At 53.4% G+C, this 15,638-nt stretch carries 10 protein-coding genes; 8 read left to right on the plus strand and 2 right to left on the minus strand.

The window, feature by feature from the left end; all coding sequences use genetic code 11:
• The 8 genes from BM194_RS08200 to BM194_RS08235 all read left to right on the plus strand — a co-directional run bounded on the left by BM194_RS08200 (window position 1) and on the right by BM194_RS08235 (window position 12,812).
• Window positions 1-2,274: a type I restriction-modification system subunit M gene (locus tag BM194_RS08200; RefSeq protein WP_092845601.1), complete on the plus strand. Its 2,274-nt coding sequence runs from the start codon at window positions 1-3 to the stop codon at window positions 2,272-2,274.
• 2 nt (window positions 2,275-2,276) lie between these two features.
• The gene (locus BM194_RS08205) at window positions 2,277-3,647 is read left to right on the plus strand and encodes a restriction endonuclease subunit S (RefSeq protein WP_092845603.1); all 1,371 of its coding nucleotides are present in this window, start codon (window positions 2,277-2,279) and stop codon (window positions 3,645-3,647) included.
• Window positions 3,640-4,506, plus strand: coding sequence for a DNA damage-inducible protein D (dinD, locus tag BM194_RS08210; protein ID WP_092845605.1), 867 nt, complete (start codon window positions 3,640-3,642; stop codon window positions 4,504-4,506). Before BM194_RS08205 ends, dinD begins: the two co-directional genes overlap by 8 nt.
• A gap of 40 nt (window positions 4,507-4,546) precedes the next feature.
• Complete coding sequence (locus tag BM194_RS08215) at window positions 4,547-7,585, plus strand: type I restriction endonuclease subunit R (RefSeq protein WP_092845607.1); 3,039 nt, start codon at window positions 4,547-4,549, stop codon at window positions 7,583-7,585.
• A gap of 26 nt (window positions 7,586-7,611) precedes the next feature.
• The gene (locus BM194_RS08220; protein WP_092845609.1) at window positions 7,612-9,711 is read left to right on the plus strand and encodes a GmrSD restriction endonuclease domain-containing protein; all 2,100 of its coding nucleotides are present in this window, start codon (window positions 7,612-7,614) and stop codon (window positions 9,709-9,711) included.
• An 806-nt stretch (window positions 9,712-10,517) separates the two neighbouring features.
• The gene (locus BM194_RS08225) at window positions 10,518-10,715 is read left to right on the plus strand and encodes a helix-turn-helix transcriptional regulator (RefSeq protein WP_092845611.1); all 198 of its coding nucleotides are present in this window, start codon (window positions 10,518-10,520) and stop codon (window positions 10,713-10,715) included.
• Between the two features lie 15 nt (window positions 10,716-10,730).
• Window positions 10,731-12,407 (plus strand): DUF927 domain-containing protein, encoded by a 1,677-nt coding sequence (locus BM194_RS08230; protein WP_092845613.1) that lies wholly within the window; start codon window positions 10,731-10,733, stop codon window positions 12,405-12,407.
• Between the two features lie 60 nt (window positions 12,408-12,467).
• Window positions 12,468-12,812, plus strand: coding sequence for a helix-turn-helix transcriptional regulator (locus tag BM194_RS08235; RefSeq protein ID WP_092845615.1), 345 nt, complete (start codon window positions 12,468-12,470; stop codon window positions 12,810-12,812).
• Window positions 12,813-12,857: 45 nt separating this feature from the next.
• On the opposite strand, the gene BM194_RS08240 is transcribed toward BM194_RS08235, so the two are convergent.
• Both BM194_RS08240 and mnmE read right to left on the minus strand, forming a co-directional pair.
• Entirely contained in the window at window positions 12,858-14,048 is a 1,191-nt protein-coding gene (locus BM194_RS08240; protein WP_092845617.1) for a site-specific integrase, read from the minus strand.
• Window positions 14,049-14,218: 170 nt separating this feature from the next.
• Entirely contained in the window at window positions 14,219-15,595 is a 1,377-nt protein-coding gene (gene mnmE, locus BM194_RS08245) for a tRNA uridine-5-carboxymethylaminomethyl(34) synthesis GTPase MnmE (RefSeq protein ID WP_092845619.1), read from the minus strand.
• Window positions 15,596-15,638: the final 43 nt, after the last annotated feature.

A 15,638-nucleotide genomic window follows, 5' to 3' on the forward strand; every position in this document is an offset into this window, starting at 1 on the left:
ATGCAACAAAACCATCATCAAAACCTTGTCGGCTTCATCTGGAACATCGCTAACAAGCTGCGAGGCCCGTATCGGCCACCCCAGTACCGGCGGGTAATGCTACCAATGATCGTCTTGCGTCGGTTTGACCTGGTATTGGCGGAAAACCAGAAAAAGGTACTGGCTGAGAAGGAACGCCTGGAAGCCCGCGGCATAACCGGCCCTGCACTGGAAAAGGCGCTTTCGCGCATTGCCACCAGTGGCCGCAAACAGGAACTGTTCAATACCAGCGGCTTCACCTTCGATAAGCTACTGGCTGATCCGCCGAACATTGCGGGCAACATGATTGCCTACATCCAGGGTTTCTCACCCCGCGCTCGGGACATCTTTGATAAGTTCGATTTCGAGGCGGAAATCGCCAAGCTGGATGAAGCCAACCGCCTTTTCCTGATTCTCAAAGAGTTCTGTAGCAACGAAATTGATCTCTCACCCAAGACCCTCAGCAACCTACAGATGGGCTATCTGTTCGAAGAGCTGGTCAGAAAATTCAATGAACAGGCAAACGAAGAGGCCGGGGACCACTTTACTCCCCGTGAAGTCATCCGGCTGATGGTGCAGTTGTTATTTACCGATGAGGAAGGCATCTTCGCGCCGGGCATTTACCGGAGTATCTACGACCCCACAGCCGGTACCGGTGGCATGCTCTCGGAAGCTGAAAAGTACATTTGCGGTGACGGTACCCATGAAGGATTGAACCCCGATGCCCACATCGAGCTGTTCGGCCAGGAGTACAATCCGGAATCCTACGCCATTTGTTGCTCAGACCTCCTGATCAAAGACGAACCCATCGATAATCTCATCTATGGGGACACGCTGGGCGTGAAAGACGCCAAGAACAAAAACAACGGCTTCGTACCGCACGATGGCCACCAGGAGAAGAAATTCCACTACATGCTTTCCAACCCGCCTTTTGGGGTTGAATGGAAGCCGGAAGAAGATTTCGTTCGTGAGGAGTACGACGACCAGGGCTTTTCCGGGCGCTTCGGTGCCGGTCTGCCACGTATCAATGATGGCTCGCTGCTTTTCCTGCAACACATGATTTCAAAGATGCACAACCCGCCGAAACTGGTGGATGGCCTTCCTCTTGATAATAACAGCGAAGGTGGTGACGGCTCGAAAATTGCCGTGGTCTTCAACGGCTCCCCGTTATTCACCGGCGATGCCGGTAGTGGTGAGAGCAATATTCGACGTTGGATTATCGAAAACGACCTGCTCGATGCCATCGTGGCCCTGCCAGATCAGATGTTCTACAACACGGGCATTTACACCTACGTCTGGATTGTCAGTAATCGCAAGCCAGAACACCGCCGAGGCAAAGTGCAGCTAATCGACGGCACCCGCCACTACAAAAAGATGGACAAAAGCCTGGGTAACAAGCGAAACGAGCTAGCAGAGGACCATATACGCGAACTGGTGCGCCTCTACGCAGAACATCAGCATGAGGCGACGTCCATAGCGCCGGTACATACCAAAGGATCATCAAAACCGACAGGAACCGAAAACCGTACCGTCAGCAAGATCTTTGATAACCACGAGTTTGGCTATCTGAAAATCACAGTGGAACGCCCTCTAAGGCTGAATTTCCAGGCCAACCCCCAGAGAGTTGCTCGACTCGACGAACAGCGCGCCTTTGCCAACCTGGCCACCAGTAAAAAGCGTAAGGACCAAGCGGCCTATCAGGCGGAAATTGAGGCTGGCAAACAGACTCAGATTGCCATCAAAGAGCTGCTGGAAGAGCTGGATGGCAACATTCTTTATCAGAACCGGGGTGAATTTGAAGCCGTATTGAATAAGGCTTTGAAGAAGGCCGACCTCAAGGTAGGTGCTCCGGTGAAGAAGGCGATACTGGCGGCGCTGTCAGAGCGAGACCCAGAGGCCGACATTTGTCGTGACAAGAAGGGCAATCCAGAGCCAGATCCGGAGTTGCGCGATACCGAAAACGTGGTGTTGCCCGCTGATATCAGCCTCCCCTTGCCGCTGAAATACGACAACGAAACCGGTCATGACAAGCTGCTTGCGTTGGTAAAGGACTATTGCGAGGCCTATCTGGCTGCTGAGGTATTGCCCCATGTGCCGGATGCCTGGATTGACCATAGCAAAACCAAGGTTGGTTACGAGATCCCGCTGAATCGCCATTTCTATGTCTATGAGCCACCACGCCCATTGGAGGAGATTACTGGCGAAATTAGTCAGTTGGAAAAGGAAATCGTCGCCATGCTAGCTGAGGTGGTTTGACTATGAGACAAGTACGATATCCGAGCTATAAAACGACCAAATCTACTTGGCTCGCGTCTATACCTGAACATTGGGAAGAGAAGCGTCTAAAAGATGTCGCCACATACAATGACGAGAGTTTGGATGAGAAAACCGATCCAGACTTTGAAATTGAGTATGTCGATATCTCCAGTGTGTCATTGACACATGGTATCGAAAAAACCGAATTATTAGCTTTTGAGAAAGCGCCATCCCGTGCGCGTCGCAAAGTCAGACATGGCGATGTCATAGTTTCGACTGTGCGCACATATCTCAAAGCAATTGCTCCTATAAAGAACCCTCCTCTTAATATGGTTGTCTCGACGGGATTTGCAGTAATTCGCCCTCGTTCGAGTTTAGATGCCCGATTTGCTGGTTACATGTTGCAGTCCAATGGATTCGTCGGCGACGTTGTCGCTAACTCGGTTGGAGTGAGTTATCCAGCGATCAATGCGAGTGACCTAGCTCGTTTACCATTTGCAGAACCACCATTGCCTGAACAAATAAGAATATCAGACTTTCTTGACCACAAAACTGCTCAGATTGATGCACTGATCGCCAAAAAGCAGTCTCTCTTGGACAAGCTGGCCGAGCAACGCACAGCTCTAATCAGCCAGGCGGTAACCAAAGGGCTCGATCCATCGGTACCCATGAGAAATTCAGGTGTTGACTGGGTTGGGGAAATACCGGCGCATTGGACTGTGCCTATTTTAGGCTATGTCGCAGAGGTGAGAGGTGGAGTAACGAAAGGTCGAAAACTGCCAAACGAAGCAACGGTAGAAGTTCCGTATTTGAGGGTTGCCAATGTTCAGGATGGCTTCATTGATCTCAGCCATGTCACCAACATTGAAATACTAGTGACAGAACTGGAACGCTACTCCCTGCAGAAGGGGGATGTACTGATGAATGAAGGGGGTGACAACGACAAACTTGGTCGTGGAGCCGTTTGGGAGGGGGAAATCAGCCCATGTCTTCATCAGAATCATGTTTTCGCTGTGCGTCCAAGGATTCCAGAGTTTTCTGATTGGCTGGCTCTGCTTACGCAGTCCGGTTACGCCAAGTTTTACTTTTATACCACGGCAAAACAGAGCACAAATCTGGCTTCAATTTCCTCTAGTAATATCAAGAAATTACCGGTATTGCTGCCTCCCGAAGCCGAGCGAAGAGAAATCATTGATCACGTAAAGACTTCGTTGGATAAACTAACAAAACAACGCGAAAGAGTTATCCAAGTCATCGAGCGACTCAAAGAATACCGCTCTGCCCTGATCACCAATGCTGTCACCGGCAAAATCGACGTGCGGGATTTCTGCATACTTACTACCAGTGAGCAAAGGGAGGTTGCCCATGGCTGATACACCGTCCACCAATACTCACCACGAGAGCTTTGAAGGCATCCGCAGAGAGGATGAGCATGGCAACGAGTTCTGGTCAGCCAGAGAGCTGGCACCTCTGCTGGAATACCCGCAGTGGCGGAATTTTGTCCCGGTTATTGGTAAGGCCAAACATGCCTGTGAAAGATCCGGGAACGTCGTTGCAGACCATTTTGCGGACGTGCGCAAAATGGTTGGTATCGGCTCCGGCGCGCAACGCCCGGTACCGGATGTCCACCTGTCACGCTATGCCTGCTACCTGATCGTCCAGAACGGCGATCCCACGAAGCCAGTCATCGCCAACGGCCAGACCTACTTCGCTATCCAAACGCGCCGACAGGAGCTGGAGGACAGCGAGCAGTTCACATCCCTCTCCGAGGATGAGAAGCGCCTGGCAATCCGTAAGGAGCTTATTGCCCACAACAAGTACCTGGCGGCGGCTGCCCAGGATGCTGGCGTGGAGACCCCATTGGATTACGCCATTTTTCAGGATCATGGCTACAAAGGGCTATACGGAGGGCTGGGCGCCAAGGACTTACATGCCAGAAAAGGGCTCAAGAAGAGCCACAAGATTCTGGACTACATGGGGAGCACAGAGCTCGCTGCCAATCTGTTCCGTGCTACACAGGCAGAAGAGAAGCTTCGCCGGGACAACATTCAGGGTAAGCAGAACGCCAACAAAACCCATTTCGAGGTAGGCCAGAAGGTTCGGCAAACCATCGGCGAACTGGGCGGCACCATGCCAGAAAACCTGCCCACCCCGGATAAAAGCGTCAAACAAGTAGAAAACGCGCAGAAGAAGCTGGGAAAGCAGCAGAACGACGACTCTGACCAAGATTAGTCGCTGGAACCCAGCCAAGTTTTAAAAAGGAACATAGGTTATGCACAAAGAAATCGACTTTGAGAACGCCATAGAGCAGGCGCTGATCATCCAAGGTGGCTATCAGAAGGGAGATCCCACCAGTTTCGATGCTGAAACCGCCTTGTTCCCGGCGGATGTCGTGAGCTTTGTGCAGAAGACACAACCCAAAATCTGGGAGCGGTTGAACAACCTGGATGCGAGCAAGGCCGAGAGCATGCTCCTTGATGCCCTAACCAAAGAACTGGCCGCAAAAGGCGCCTTGACCGTGCTGCGCGAGGGTTTCAAGTGCGTCGGCAAGTCGGTGAAGCTGGCTTACTTTGCCCCCAATACCAGTATTGATACCGGCGCGGCTGAACGCTACGCCGCGAACAGGCTTACCGTGGTTCGTCAGGTACATACCAAGACGGGCGCAATTCCGGACATGGTACTGGCTGTGAACGGCCTCCCAGTTGCCACACTGGAGCTGAAAAATGCCATGTCGGCGACCGGGTGGACCGTTGAAAATGCCAAGTCCCAGTACCGCTTCGAACGGAACCCCAAAGACCCGCTGTTCGCCTTCAAGAATCGCTGCCTGGTGCATTTCGCGGTAGATACCGAGCAAGCTTTTATGACGACCCACCTGGAGGGTAAGGATACCTTTTTCCTGCCTTTCAACCGGGGTTTTAATCACGGCGCTGGCAACCCGCCGATGGAAGGTGATGTTCGTACCGCCTACCTCTGGGAAGAGGTGCTGGAGCGGGACAGCCTGATGGATATCCTCGCCCGTTTTCTGCACCTTCAGGTAGAGGAGAAAACGGTCGTGACCGAAAAGGGAATCAAGCGGCACCGCAAGGAAACATTGATCTTCCCACGGTACCACCAACTGGATGCCGTAAGGTCTCTGACCCAGCACGCAAAAGCCAAGGGCTCCGGCCATAACTATCTCGTACAGCACTCTGCGGGTTCCGGTAAATCCAACTCCATTGCCTGGTTGGCCCATCGTTTGTCCAGTCTGCACGATGCTAACAACGAGAAGGTATTCCATTCCGTGGTGGTGATTACCGACCGCCGGGTACTCGACCAGCAATTGCAGAACACCATCTTCCAGTTCGAGCACAAGTTGGGCGTTGTTCAGAAGATCGACGAGAATACTCAGCAACTGGCCAAGGCGCTGGCTGACGGGGTGCCGATCATCATCTCGACTATCCAGAAGTTCCCCTTCATCAGTCAGGCCATCCGCACGCTGGAGCAGAAAGGCAAAGGCATCTCAATTTCGACGGAAGGCAAACGCTTCGCGGTGATTGTGGATGAGGCCCACAGCTCGCAGAGTGGCGAAACGGCTATGGAGCTGCGGAAGATCCTGAACAAAGATGGCATCGAGTCAGCCATTGCTGAGCAATTACTGGACATGGAGGACGAGAGCCTTAGCGAAGAAGCTAAAAAGGAGCTCATCAGAGAGCAACTCAAACGTGCCAAACAGCTCAACCTGAGCTTTTTCGCGTTCACCGCAACGCCCAAGTTCAAGACCATGGCCGTGTTTAACGAGCCGGGGCGAAACGGAGAAGCTCCGTTCCATCACTACAGTATGCGGCAGGCCATCGAAGAGGGTTTTATCCATGACGTGCTGGCCCACTACACCTGCTACAAGCGTTATTACAAGCTGATCCAGAAGGTTGAGGATGACCCTGAAGTACCGCGCCGCAAAGCAGCAAGGGCGTTGGCTCGTTTTGTTTCCTTCCACGACTATGAGATAGCGCAGAAGGTTGAGGTGATCGTTGAGCACTTCCGCACCCATACCCGCCACAAGATCGGTGGCCGGGCAAAGGCCATGGTAGTGACCAGCTCTCGTGAACATGCGGTGCGCTACAAGCTGGGCTTCGACAAGTACATCAAATCTAAAGGCTATACGGATGTGAAGTCCCTTGTAGCCTTCTCGGGAGAAATCGCTCTCAAGGAATATGCTGACAAGACATTTACCGAAGTCGGTATGAACCAGGGCATCAAGGAGTCTGAGCTACCGGATAAATTCAACACCGAGGAATATCAGGTGTTACTGGTCGCTGAAAAATACCAAACCGGCTTTGACCAGCCACTGCTTCATAGCATGTATGTGGATAAGAAGCTGTCAGGCATTCAGGCGGTGCAAACGCTGTCACGGCTTAACCGAACGGCCAGGGGCAAGACAGATACCTTTGTCCTGGACTTCGTGAATGAGCCGGATGAAATCTACAAGGCGTTCAAACCCTATTACGAGGTGACCACCAAGGAAGAGGATACCGACCCTCAGCAGCTCAATAACCTGGCCCACACCCTGTCCACCTGGCAGATTTTCACGGAGGGTGAGGTGAGCGCGTGGTGCGAGATCTGGTTCCGCAACCGACTGAACCCGACGGGCGGCGAGCATAAGAAGCTGAATAGTTTGATTGACCTGGCTGTCGAGCGTTTCAAGAAATTGAGCGAGGAAGACCAAGCCCTGTTCAAGGGGCAATTGGTCAGCTTCCGTAACCTGTACGGCTTCGTTGCCCAGATCATTCCTTATCAGGACTCGGACCACGAGAAGCTGTACACCTATTCCCGCTTCCTGCTCACCAAGCTGCCTTACACCACCGATACGCGCACTGTGCAGGTCGATGATGAGGTAGAGCTGAAGTACTACCGGCTTCAGAAAATCAGTGAAGGAGCCATCGACCTGAAAGTAGGCGAACCGGAAGCCTTGTATGGCCCGACCGAGGTCGGCACCGGCCAGGCAGAGGAAGAGGTGCAGTTATCGACGCTGGTCGACAAGCTCAATGAGCGATTTGGTACTGAGTTTACCCCGGCAGATCAGCTGTTCTTCGACCAAGTGAAGGAAACCGCCGTTGCCAACGAGCAGCTTCGCCAGGCCGTCATGGCCAACAGCCTGGAGAACTTCGAACCGGTATTTAACAAGCAGCTTGAGAACTTGTTTGTAGAGCGCATGGACGGCAACGAAGACATTTTCATACGCCTGATGAACGATACGTCTTTCCGCAACATCGCTTCTCAGTACCTGATGCGGGCTGTGTATAACCAGGTCAAAACCAGCGTTGAATCGCAGTAACAGAACAAAAAGGGATAACGTCCGTTATGAAAGCTACAGAAGCCAAGTTGCTAGACTTCCTGAAGAAGTCGCCACAATTTGTCATTCCGATCTACCAGAGAACGTACTCCTGGTCGGAACAGCAATGTCGCCAACTGTGGGACGACATTATGCGAGCTGGTACCAACGATGGCATATCAGCACATTTTATTGGCTCGGTGGTCTACATCGAGAAGGGGCTTTATCAGGTGTCCAGCCAATCACCATTGCTGGTCATTGATGGGCAACAGCGACTGACTACCACCATGCTGATTCTTGAGGCGCTATCTCGGCACCTTGGGGATACAGAACCTCTGGAGGGGTTTTCGGCTAAGAAGCTGCGCAATTACTACCTGCTTAACCCGTTGGAAGACGGTGAGCGAGCGTACAAACTGCTATTGACCCAGACGGACAAAGAGAGCCTTCTGGCGTTGGTCACGCAGAAGCCGTTACCTGATGACGGTTCTCTTCGAATCCAGGAAAACTTCGAGTTCTTCAACAGCCAAATTGAGCGGCTTAATGGGGAACTGGAAACTCTCTGCCGGGGCCTTTCAAAGCTCATTATCGTTGATATTGCGCTGAGCCGAGATCAGGATAACCCGCAACTCATTTTTGAGAGCATGAATTCCACAGGAAAAGCTTTGAGCCAGGCTGACCTGATCCGAAACTATGTGCTGATGGGACTGGAGCCGGAGCATCAAACTCGGCTCTATCGCGATCACTGGCGTCCGATGGAGGTGGAATTCGGGCAAGAAGGCTATGGCGTATACTTTGACAGCTTCATGCGCCACTACCTCACGGTTAAAACCGGGGAAATTCCACGGTTAGATGAGGTATACGAAGCTTTCAAACAGCATTCACGTCGTGCCGAAGTGGCGAGTGCTGGAGTCGATTCATTGGTTGCTGAAATACATGCTTTCGCTCGGTATTTTTGTGCGATGGCATTGGGGAAAGAAACAGATAAACAGCTCGGAATGGCATTTAAGGACCTGCGGGAGCTAAAAGTCGACGTGGCATATCCGTTCCTGCTGGAGCTTTACCATGATTACCAACAGGACAATCTGTCCCGAGATGACTTCCATAGCGCTATTCGGCTGATCGAGGCTTATGTGTTCCGTCGTGCCGTTTGTGCTATCCCCACAAACTCGCTGAACAAGACCTTTGCGACCTTTCACAAATCATTGCAGAAGAACCGTTACCTGGAGAGCATCAAGGCTCACCTGCTCGGTTTGAAGTCATACCGGCGTTTCCCGAATGACGAAGAGTTCAAACGGGAACTGGCAGTACGCGATCTATACAATTTCCGCAGCCGGAGCTACTGGTTACGCCGTTTGGAGAATTTCGAGCGCAAGGAACGAGTTCCGGTCGACGAATACACGATCGAACACATCATGCCGCAGAATGAGAATATGTCTGCTAGATGGAAGGATGAGCTAGGTCCGGAATGGAAGCGTGTGCATGAAACCTGGCTGCATACGCTGGGTAACCTGACTCTTACGGGCTACAACTCAGAGTACAGCGACCGAGCTTTCATCGAGAAGCGCGATATGCAGGGCGGATTCAAACAAAGCCCTCTACGGCTCAACGAGGGCCTGGGAGCTGTAGAAGCATGGAATGAGGACTCAATTAAGAATCGGGCCGCCAAGCTGGCCCAGGAAGCGGTGCGGGTTTGGGCGGCTCCGGTATTGCCGGACGAGATCCTCGATACCTACCGCAACGTGGCCGTTAAACCAGAAGCCTACAACCTTGAGGATCACCCTCAACTAGCAAACGGGACCCCAATGCGCGCTCTATTTGAGCAGCTCCGAAAGGAAGTCCTGGCGCTCGACCCGAGCGTCACTGAAGAAGTCCTCAAGCTCTATATAGCGTTCAAAGCCGAGACGAACTTTGTCGATGTGGTCCCGCAAAAGACCCGTTTGCGACTGTCTCTGAATATGCCGTTTCACGAGTTGAGCGATCCGAAAGGGATGGCTCGAGACGTGACCAACCTCGGACGTTGGGGAAATGGCGATGTGGAAGTAGGGTTAAGTGAGGAATCTGAGCTGGCCTATGTAATGGGGCTCATTCGACAGGCGTTCGAAAAGCAGATGGGGAACGATGCTGATTGAGCAGTGGGAACAGCGCCCCGGCAACTGGGGCGGAAAGTAGTGGCTGGATGATGACAATGAGTGAGAGTTCTCCAACAGCGGTCGGGGACTCTCCTGGAGGACTTTCCAATCGCTACACATACCTATCTGATTTGGATAACTTTGAGCTCATTCCATGCGCTCTAATAGGCCGCCTCTTGGAGATATGACCTGCACATACGCTATTAATCTGGATAAGTTGTCGTCGGAATCCCAGTGCGTGAGTTTTCCAAATCAGATGGAACCGATGGGCTTTCAGTCCAGTAAACTCCCTGCCAGCGCTTCTACGACTGGTGCACCCTAAAGCGCCTCCAAAAAGGCTCGCTGGGCACTTGTTGATGTTTCCCAGACTCGACGTTTACTGATATGGCGTGAATGGGCCTCTGAAAGGGCCTTCATGAGGCTATTTGGGTTAGCGAGCCCCTGGTGCTATTCAGCCCAGCTCAAAACGGCCTCACAAAGGCCTTTTTTAAAGAAGAGTGTGTGGTTCGAACTCGTACAGCCATCAGTGAATCAAAATATGATTCTGAGACCGGAGAATGGCTTTCACATGTGAAAGTCATGCAGCTAATTTGATCATTAAATGCACAAAATCCACTCGTGTAAGCCCTAATTCTGCGATTATGACTTTCTTTTTCTGATTTCTTTTGATTTTTATTTTTTTTACTATCAATGACTTAATAGCCATCCTCGCCTTTGCGCCCTCTATGGGCAATTCCACGGTTCTCCCTCCAGACCAATATTTCCGATGATTGCTCCGAAAGATTCACAACCCAACTGGAGTAGTCATGAAAAAACAAACAAATACCACGACAGAGCGCCTGCTGACCTATGAAGAAGTCTGCACCGTTCTAAAAACATCGCAGGCAACGCTGCGCCGCTATGTAAAACAGGGGCGGTTCCCGGCACCTGTGAAGCCGAATCCCCATGGCCGGGCCGTTCGCTTTCGTTACCAGGACGTAAAAGCGTGGCTGGACAAGCTGTGAGAGGAGCTGCGTGATATGCAATACAGACTGCAAGAAGATGGGCTCTATGCCTTATCAGGGGATCACTGGCAGCGTATCGGTGGCTGGATTCAGGTGATGGCTCGAACCAGGTTAACCGACAAGCGGCACGGACACGGAGCGTTACTGGAATGGCAGAATTTCGATGGTGTGAAACTACGCGAGGTCGTCTATGCCCGAGATCTCAACAGCGATAATGCCCGGCAGGTGCGGGATATGCTGGTTGATACCGGTTATCCACTTACGCCCGGCCAAGCAAGCTGGAACCGGCTTCAGCACTATCTGTTGGAACAGATGGCTCTGGTCGAACCGGCGACAGTGGTTAATCGAACGGGTTGGCACGGCGGAGTATTTGCTACCAGTAACTGGACGATCGGCTCCGCTGACGAGCCGCACCATTTCGTAGGCCAATTATCAGGCTCTGCGACGTTAGAGGAGTCTGGAAGTCTCAGCGACTGGCAGACTTATGTCGGTCAGCTATGCCGAGGCAACCCGTTAGCAATATTCAGTATTGGCACGGCTCTGGCTGCGCCATTGATTGCGTCTGCTGGGATGGAAAATGGCGCCATCCATCTGGTTGGAGCATCGTCGACTGGGAAGACGACCTTGTTGCAATTGGCGGCCAGCGTCTACGGGAGCAACCGCTATGTCCGCAGTTGGATCTCAACGAGCAACGGATTAGCGGCAGTCTCTTCAGAGCACAACGACATGCTGTTGCCACTGGATGAAATCGGAATGGCTCGTCCGGAAGACATCGATACCGCTATCTATCAGATCATGAACGGCTCGGGGAAGTTACGGGCTAACGTCTCCGGCGACCTCGCCGCGACCTCGCATTGGCGGACGCTGGTGTTGAGTAGCGGCGAAGTCTGGATTGCTGAGCTACTTCAGCAGATCGGTAAACCGTTACGCGCAGGCCAGCAGATACGACTGGTGGAAATTCCTGTATTTGGAGCCCAAGGGGCGTTCGATGAACTACACGGTCATAAGCACCCTCAGCAGTTTGTGGACGAGCTGAAATCGTCTTGTCAGCGCTACCACGGCACTGTCATTCGGGAGTGGGTGTCATTGCTGACCGAACGTCACTCTGAGCTAAGTCAGTATCTAAATCATGAGGTTGGTCGTCTGAGCGGTGCTTGGGCCAACGATCAGATGGCATCCCAAGTGCAACGGGTCATCCGGCGATTTGCCTTGATTGGGGCAGCACTTTGCCTCGGAAGCAGAAATTTCATCCTCCCATGGTCCGAAGAGGAATCTCTATCGGCAGTCCACAGAACTTTGAAGGCCTGGCTGGATAACAGGGGTCATTCCAGAAATTCTGAGGAATTCCGGCTTCTCAAAGCGCTGGAGCGGGCCATGAAAGTCTGGGAGCGCAGTCTCAGTGATATCGAACAAGCGAGTGGCCAGGGGGGAGCTGGTTTTCGACGCTCACACGAGGGACGCGAGTTGTGGTTGATCTATAAATCGCACTTCCTAAAGCGGCTCGGGCTGCCGACCCATTACATGAGGGAAGTGGAGGTGCTGTTACAGCGCGACTGCCTGGTGAGTAATGAGCGCTCCCGGGGGACCTACAAAACCAGGGTCAATGGAGATTTGCAGCGGTTTTTCGCGCTCAGGCCTGACCAAGTTAGGCGGCAACTTGAAGAACTGGAGAGGATTGAGCATGAGGACTGACACGGTGTTCCCAATTTCCCAGTTTTCCCACTTTGGTTATGGCGGTGTAGGGGTAGAGCGATGACAGAAAAAGAGATGTTACAGCGAGTATTGCAGGACATGATGGTCCTCAAAAAAATCATTTTGGACCATATTAATGGTAGCAAGGCCCCGGAGACCGACAAGGAGATCATGAGCCTTGAGGAGTGTGCGGAATACACTGGGCTGAAGAAAAGCACCCTGTACCAGCTAACCTCCCAAAAGAAGATCCCTCACTTCAAGCCAAATGGTCACCGGCTTTTCTTTCGCCGCGAAGACATTCTGAAGTGGCTCCAGTCCAATCGGATCGCGACATCGGACGAAATCGAAAAGGCGGCTGCTCAGCACCTGGTGAGCCATCGAAGACCAGGACGGCGGAGTGTTTGATGTGGGGCAGGTGTAAAGAGGGGCTGTGAAAGCCCCTCTCGTCACTTAGGCTGCACATTCCTCAACCTCGTCCAGTGTCTCCTCAAATATGTCAGGAAAACTCCTCATGGCCTCTGTACGGCGAGTTTCGAGTATGTCCGCATAGATCTCCGTGGTTCTGAGCTCGCTGTGGCCCAGAAGCCGGGACAACGAGTAGATATCCACACCCCTGGCCAGTTGATTGACCGCAAAGGTGTGCCGTCCGGCATGGAAGGTGACGTTCTTGGTGATTCCTGCCCGCATGACCCACTGCGCTAATGCAACGTTGGTGTAGGAGTCATACTTCAGACCCTTGAATACCCTATCGCTTGGCTTACCGCGATTCTCCAAGTTCAACAATCTCACCGCTGAGTCTGGAAGATCCAAGTATTGCAGTGAGTTCCCGGCGTTCACCAGCTTCTTCTGCCGAAAAATGATGCGGTAGTGGCCATCGGCGAATTCCTCTATCTCACCCCAGACCAGCTTGTGGATGTCTGACCAGCGAAGGCCTGTGGTGCAGGAGAACAGGAAAGCCCGCCGCAGCACGTCATAACGGCATTCGGCTTTGGTTAGAGCCCTTACCTCTTCCAGGGTCAAGTAAGTGCGTTTCGTGTTTTCCGGCTTGATGGACTTGACCTGTTGAACCGGGTTGTCGCGGACAATGCCATCCCGATAGGCTTGGTTGAGCGCTGCCCGAACCTTGTTGAAATAACTGCTGGTGGTGTTCTTGGCTAGTTTGGTACCGGATTTGGTGGTGGCCTCATGCAGAAGGTAGTGCCGGAACCCCTCCAGGAATCGCTTATCGACTTGTTCAAAGGTCAGTTCAGACAAGCCATGGTAGCGGTGCAGGTGGTGACGGGTGGAGATCCAGATCGAATGGTTGGATTTGCTTCCGGAAGCTTTCTCGTCAGTCAGCTGGTCGAAGTAATCGAAGAAGCTGGCAGAAAGCTTGGTCCGATCATCCAATCCATGTCGTGACGACTCGATTTCCAACAGCCGTTTTGCCCGGATGGCCTCAGCCTTCTGATTCACGGTCTTGTTGTGCTCGCGCTCCGCCGGAAGTCGAGGTTTGTCGTAGAGGAACAGGTTCAGGGGCTCATACGAGCGCTTCTGCGCCCGAGAACCGTTCTGGCCTGTCTTGGAACCGTGATAGTAGACCAGTCGCAAGGCACGGTGGCCGTTCTTGTCTGGTTCGCGTTTCTGGATAGTGATTTTCATGTTTTGCTCCTTTTGTGCTCCGAGTGCTCCGAAAACTTATACTCGGAGCACACACGGAGCAAGAGGGGGCAAAACGGATCAAATTGCCTGCAAAGAAATAGAATAAATTTCTTTATAAAACAATGGCTTATTTGTATTTGGTTGGATGCTTTTCGATCTTTTTGGCCATTTTACTTCCCAATGCAGAACTCGCCGAATATCTTGCCAAGCAGATCATCGGCACTGAATTCGCCTGTTATCTCGCCGAGGGCCTGCTGGGCGTCACGCAGGTCCTCGGCCAGCAGTTCCCCTGCCCCGTAACCCTGCAGCTGGGCTTCGCCATTGGCCAGGGCGTCTTCTGCACGGTCCAGAGCATCCAGATGCCGGCGGCGCGCGGAAAAGCGTCCTTCCGTGGTCGTACGGTAGCCCATCACGTCCTTCAGATGTTCCTTCAGGTTATCCACACCCGCTCCGGTCCTTGCCGACAGACGCAGGGTCGGTGGGGTTGTGGATAGATCGATACCCGATGCTTCATGGCTGGCATCGATCTTGTTGCGAACCAATGTGAGCCGTGAAGGGTCTGGCAGCCGCGCCACGAACTCCGGCCAGATCGCCATGGGATCGGTCGCCTGGGTAGCCGCCGCATCCACCAGCAGCAGCACGCGGTCGGCTTTTTCGATTTCGGCCCAGGCGCGGGCTACGCCGATCTGCTCCACGGCATCGGGAGTGTCGCGCAGGCCTGCGGTATCGATGATGTGTAGTGGCATGCCGTCGATATGGATATGCTCGCGCAACACATCGCGTGTGGTGCCCTCGATGTCGGTGACGATGGCAGTGTCCTGCTCGGTCAGGGCGTTGAGCAGGCTGGACTTGCCGGCATTGGGACGCCCGGCAATCACCACGCTCATGCCTTCGCGCATCAGCGAGCCCTGGCCTGCCGCCGCACGCACCCTGGCGAGCTCCTGGCGGACCTCGTCGAGCATTGCTGCGACCTTTCCATCCGCCAGGAAGTCGATCTCCTCCTCGGGAAAGTCGATGGCCGCCTCGACGTACATGCGCAGTTCGACAAGCCGCTCGACCAGGGCCGTGACACGCTGCGAGAACTCGCCCTGCAGCGAACGCAGCGCGTTCTCGGCGGCGGCCCGCGAGCTGGCATCGATCAGGTCGGCGATAGCCTCGGCCTGTGCCAGATCGAGCTTGTCGTTGAGAAAGGCGCGCTCGGAGAATTCGCCGGGCCTGGCCAGGCGTGCACCAAGCTGGATACAACGTTCGAGCAGCAGGTCCATGATCACTGGGCCCCCATGCCCCTGGAGTTCGAGCACGTCTTCGCCGGTAAAGGAATTGGGACCCGAAAAGTACAGGGCGATGCCTTCATCGATGATGCGGTCGTCGTGGCCCGCAAATGGGCCGTAGTGGGCATGACGTGGCGCCGGGCAGTGTCCCAGCACCTGACTGGCAATCTCGCGGCTGGCAGGCCCTGAGACGCGAACGATGCCGACGCCGCCACGTCCGGAAGGCGTGGCCAGGGCGGCAATGGTGTCCTGGGTATAGAGCGGGCTATCGGGCATGGGCATTCTCGTGTTTGCCGACATTGTCGCGGGGGAAGGCCAT

The organism is Modicisalibacter xianhensis, from assembly GCF_900113605.1.
GTDB classification, from domain to species: Bacteria; Pseudomonadota; Gammaproteobacteria; order Pseudomonadales; family Halomonadaceae; genus Modicisalibacter; species Modicisalibacter xianhensis.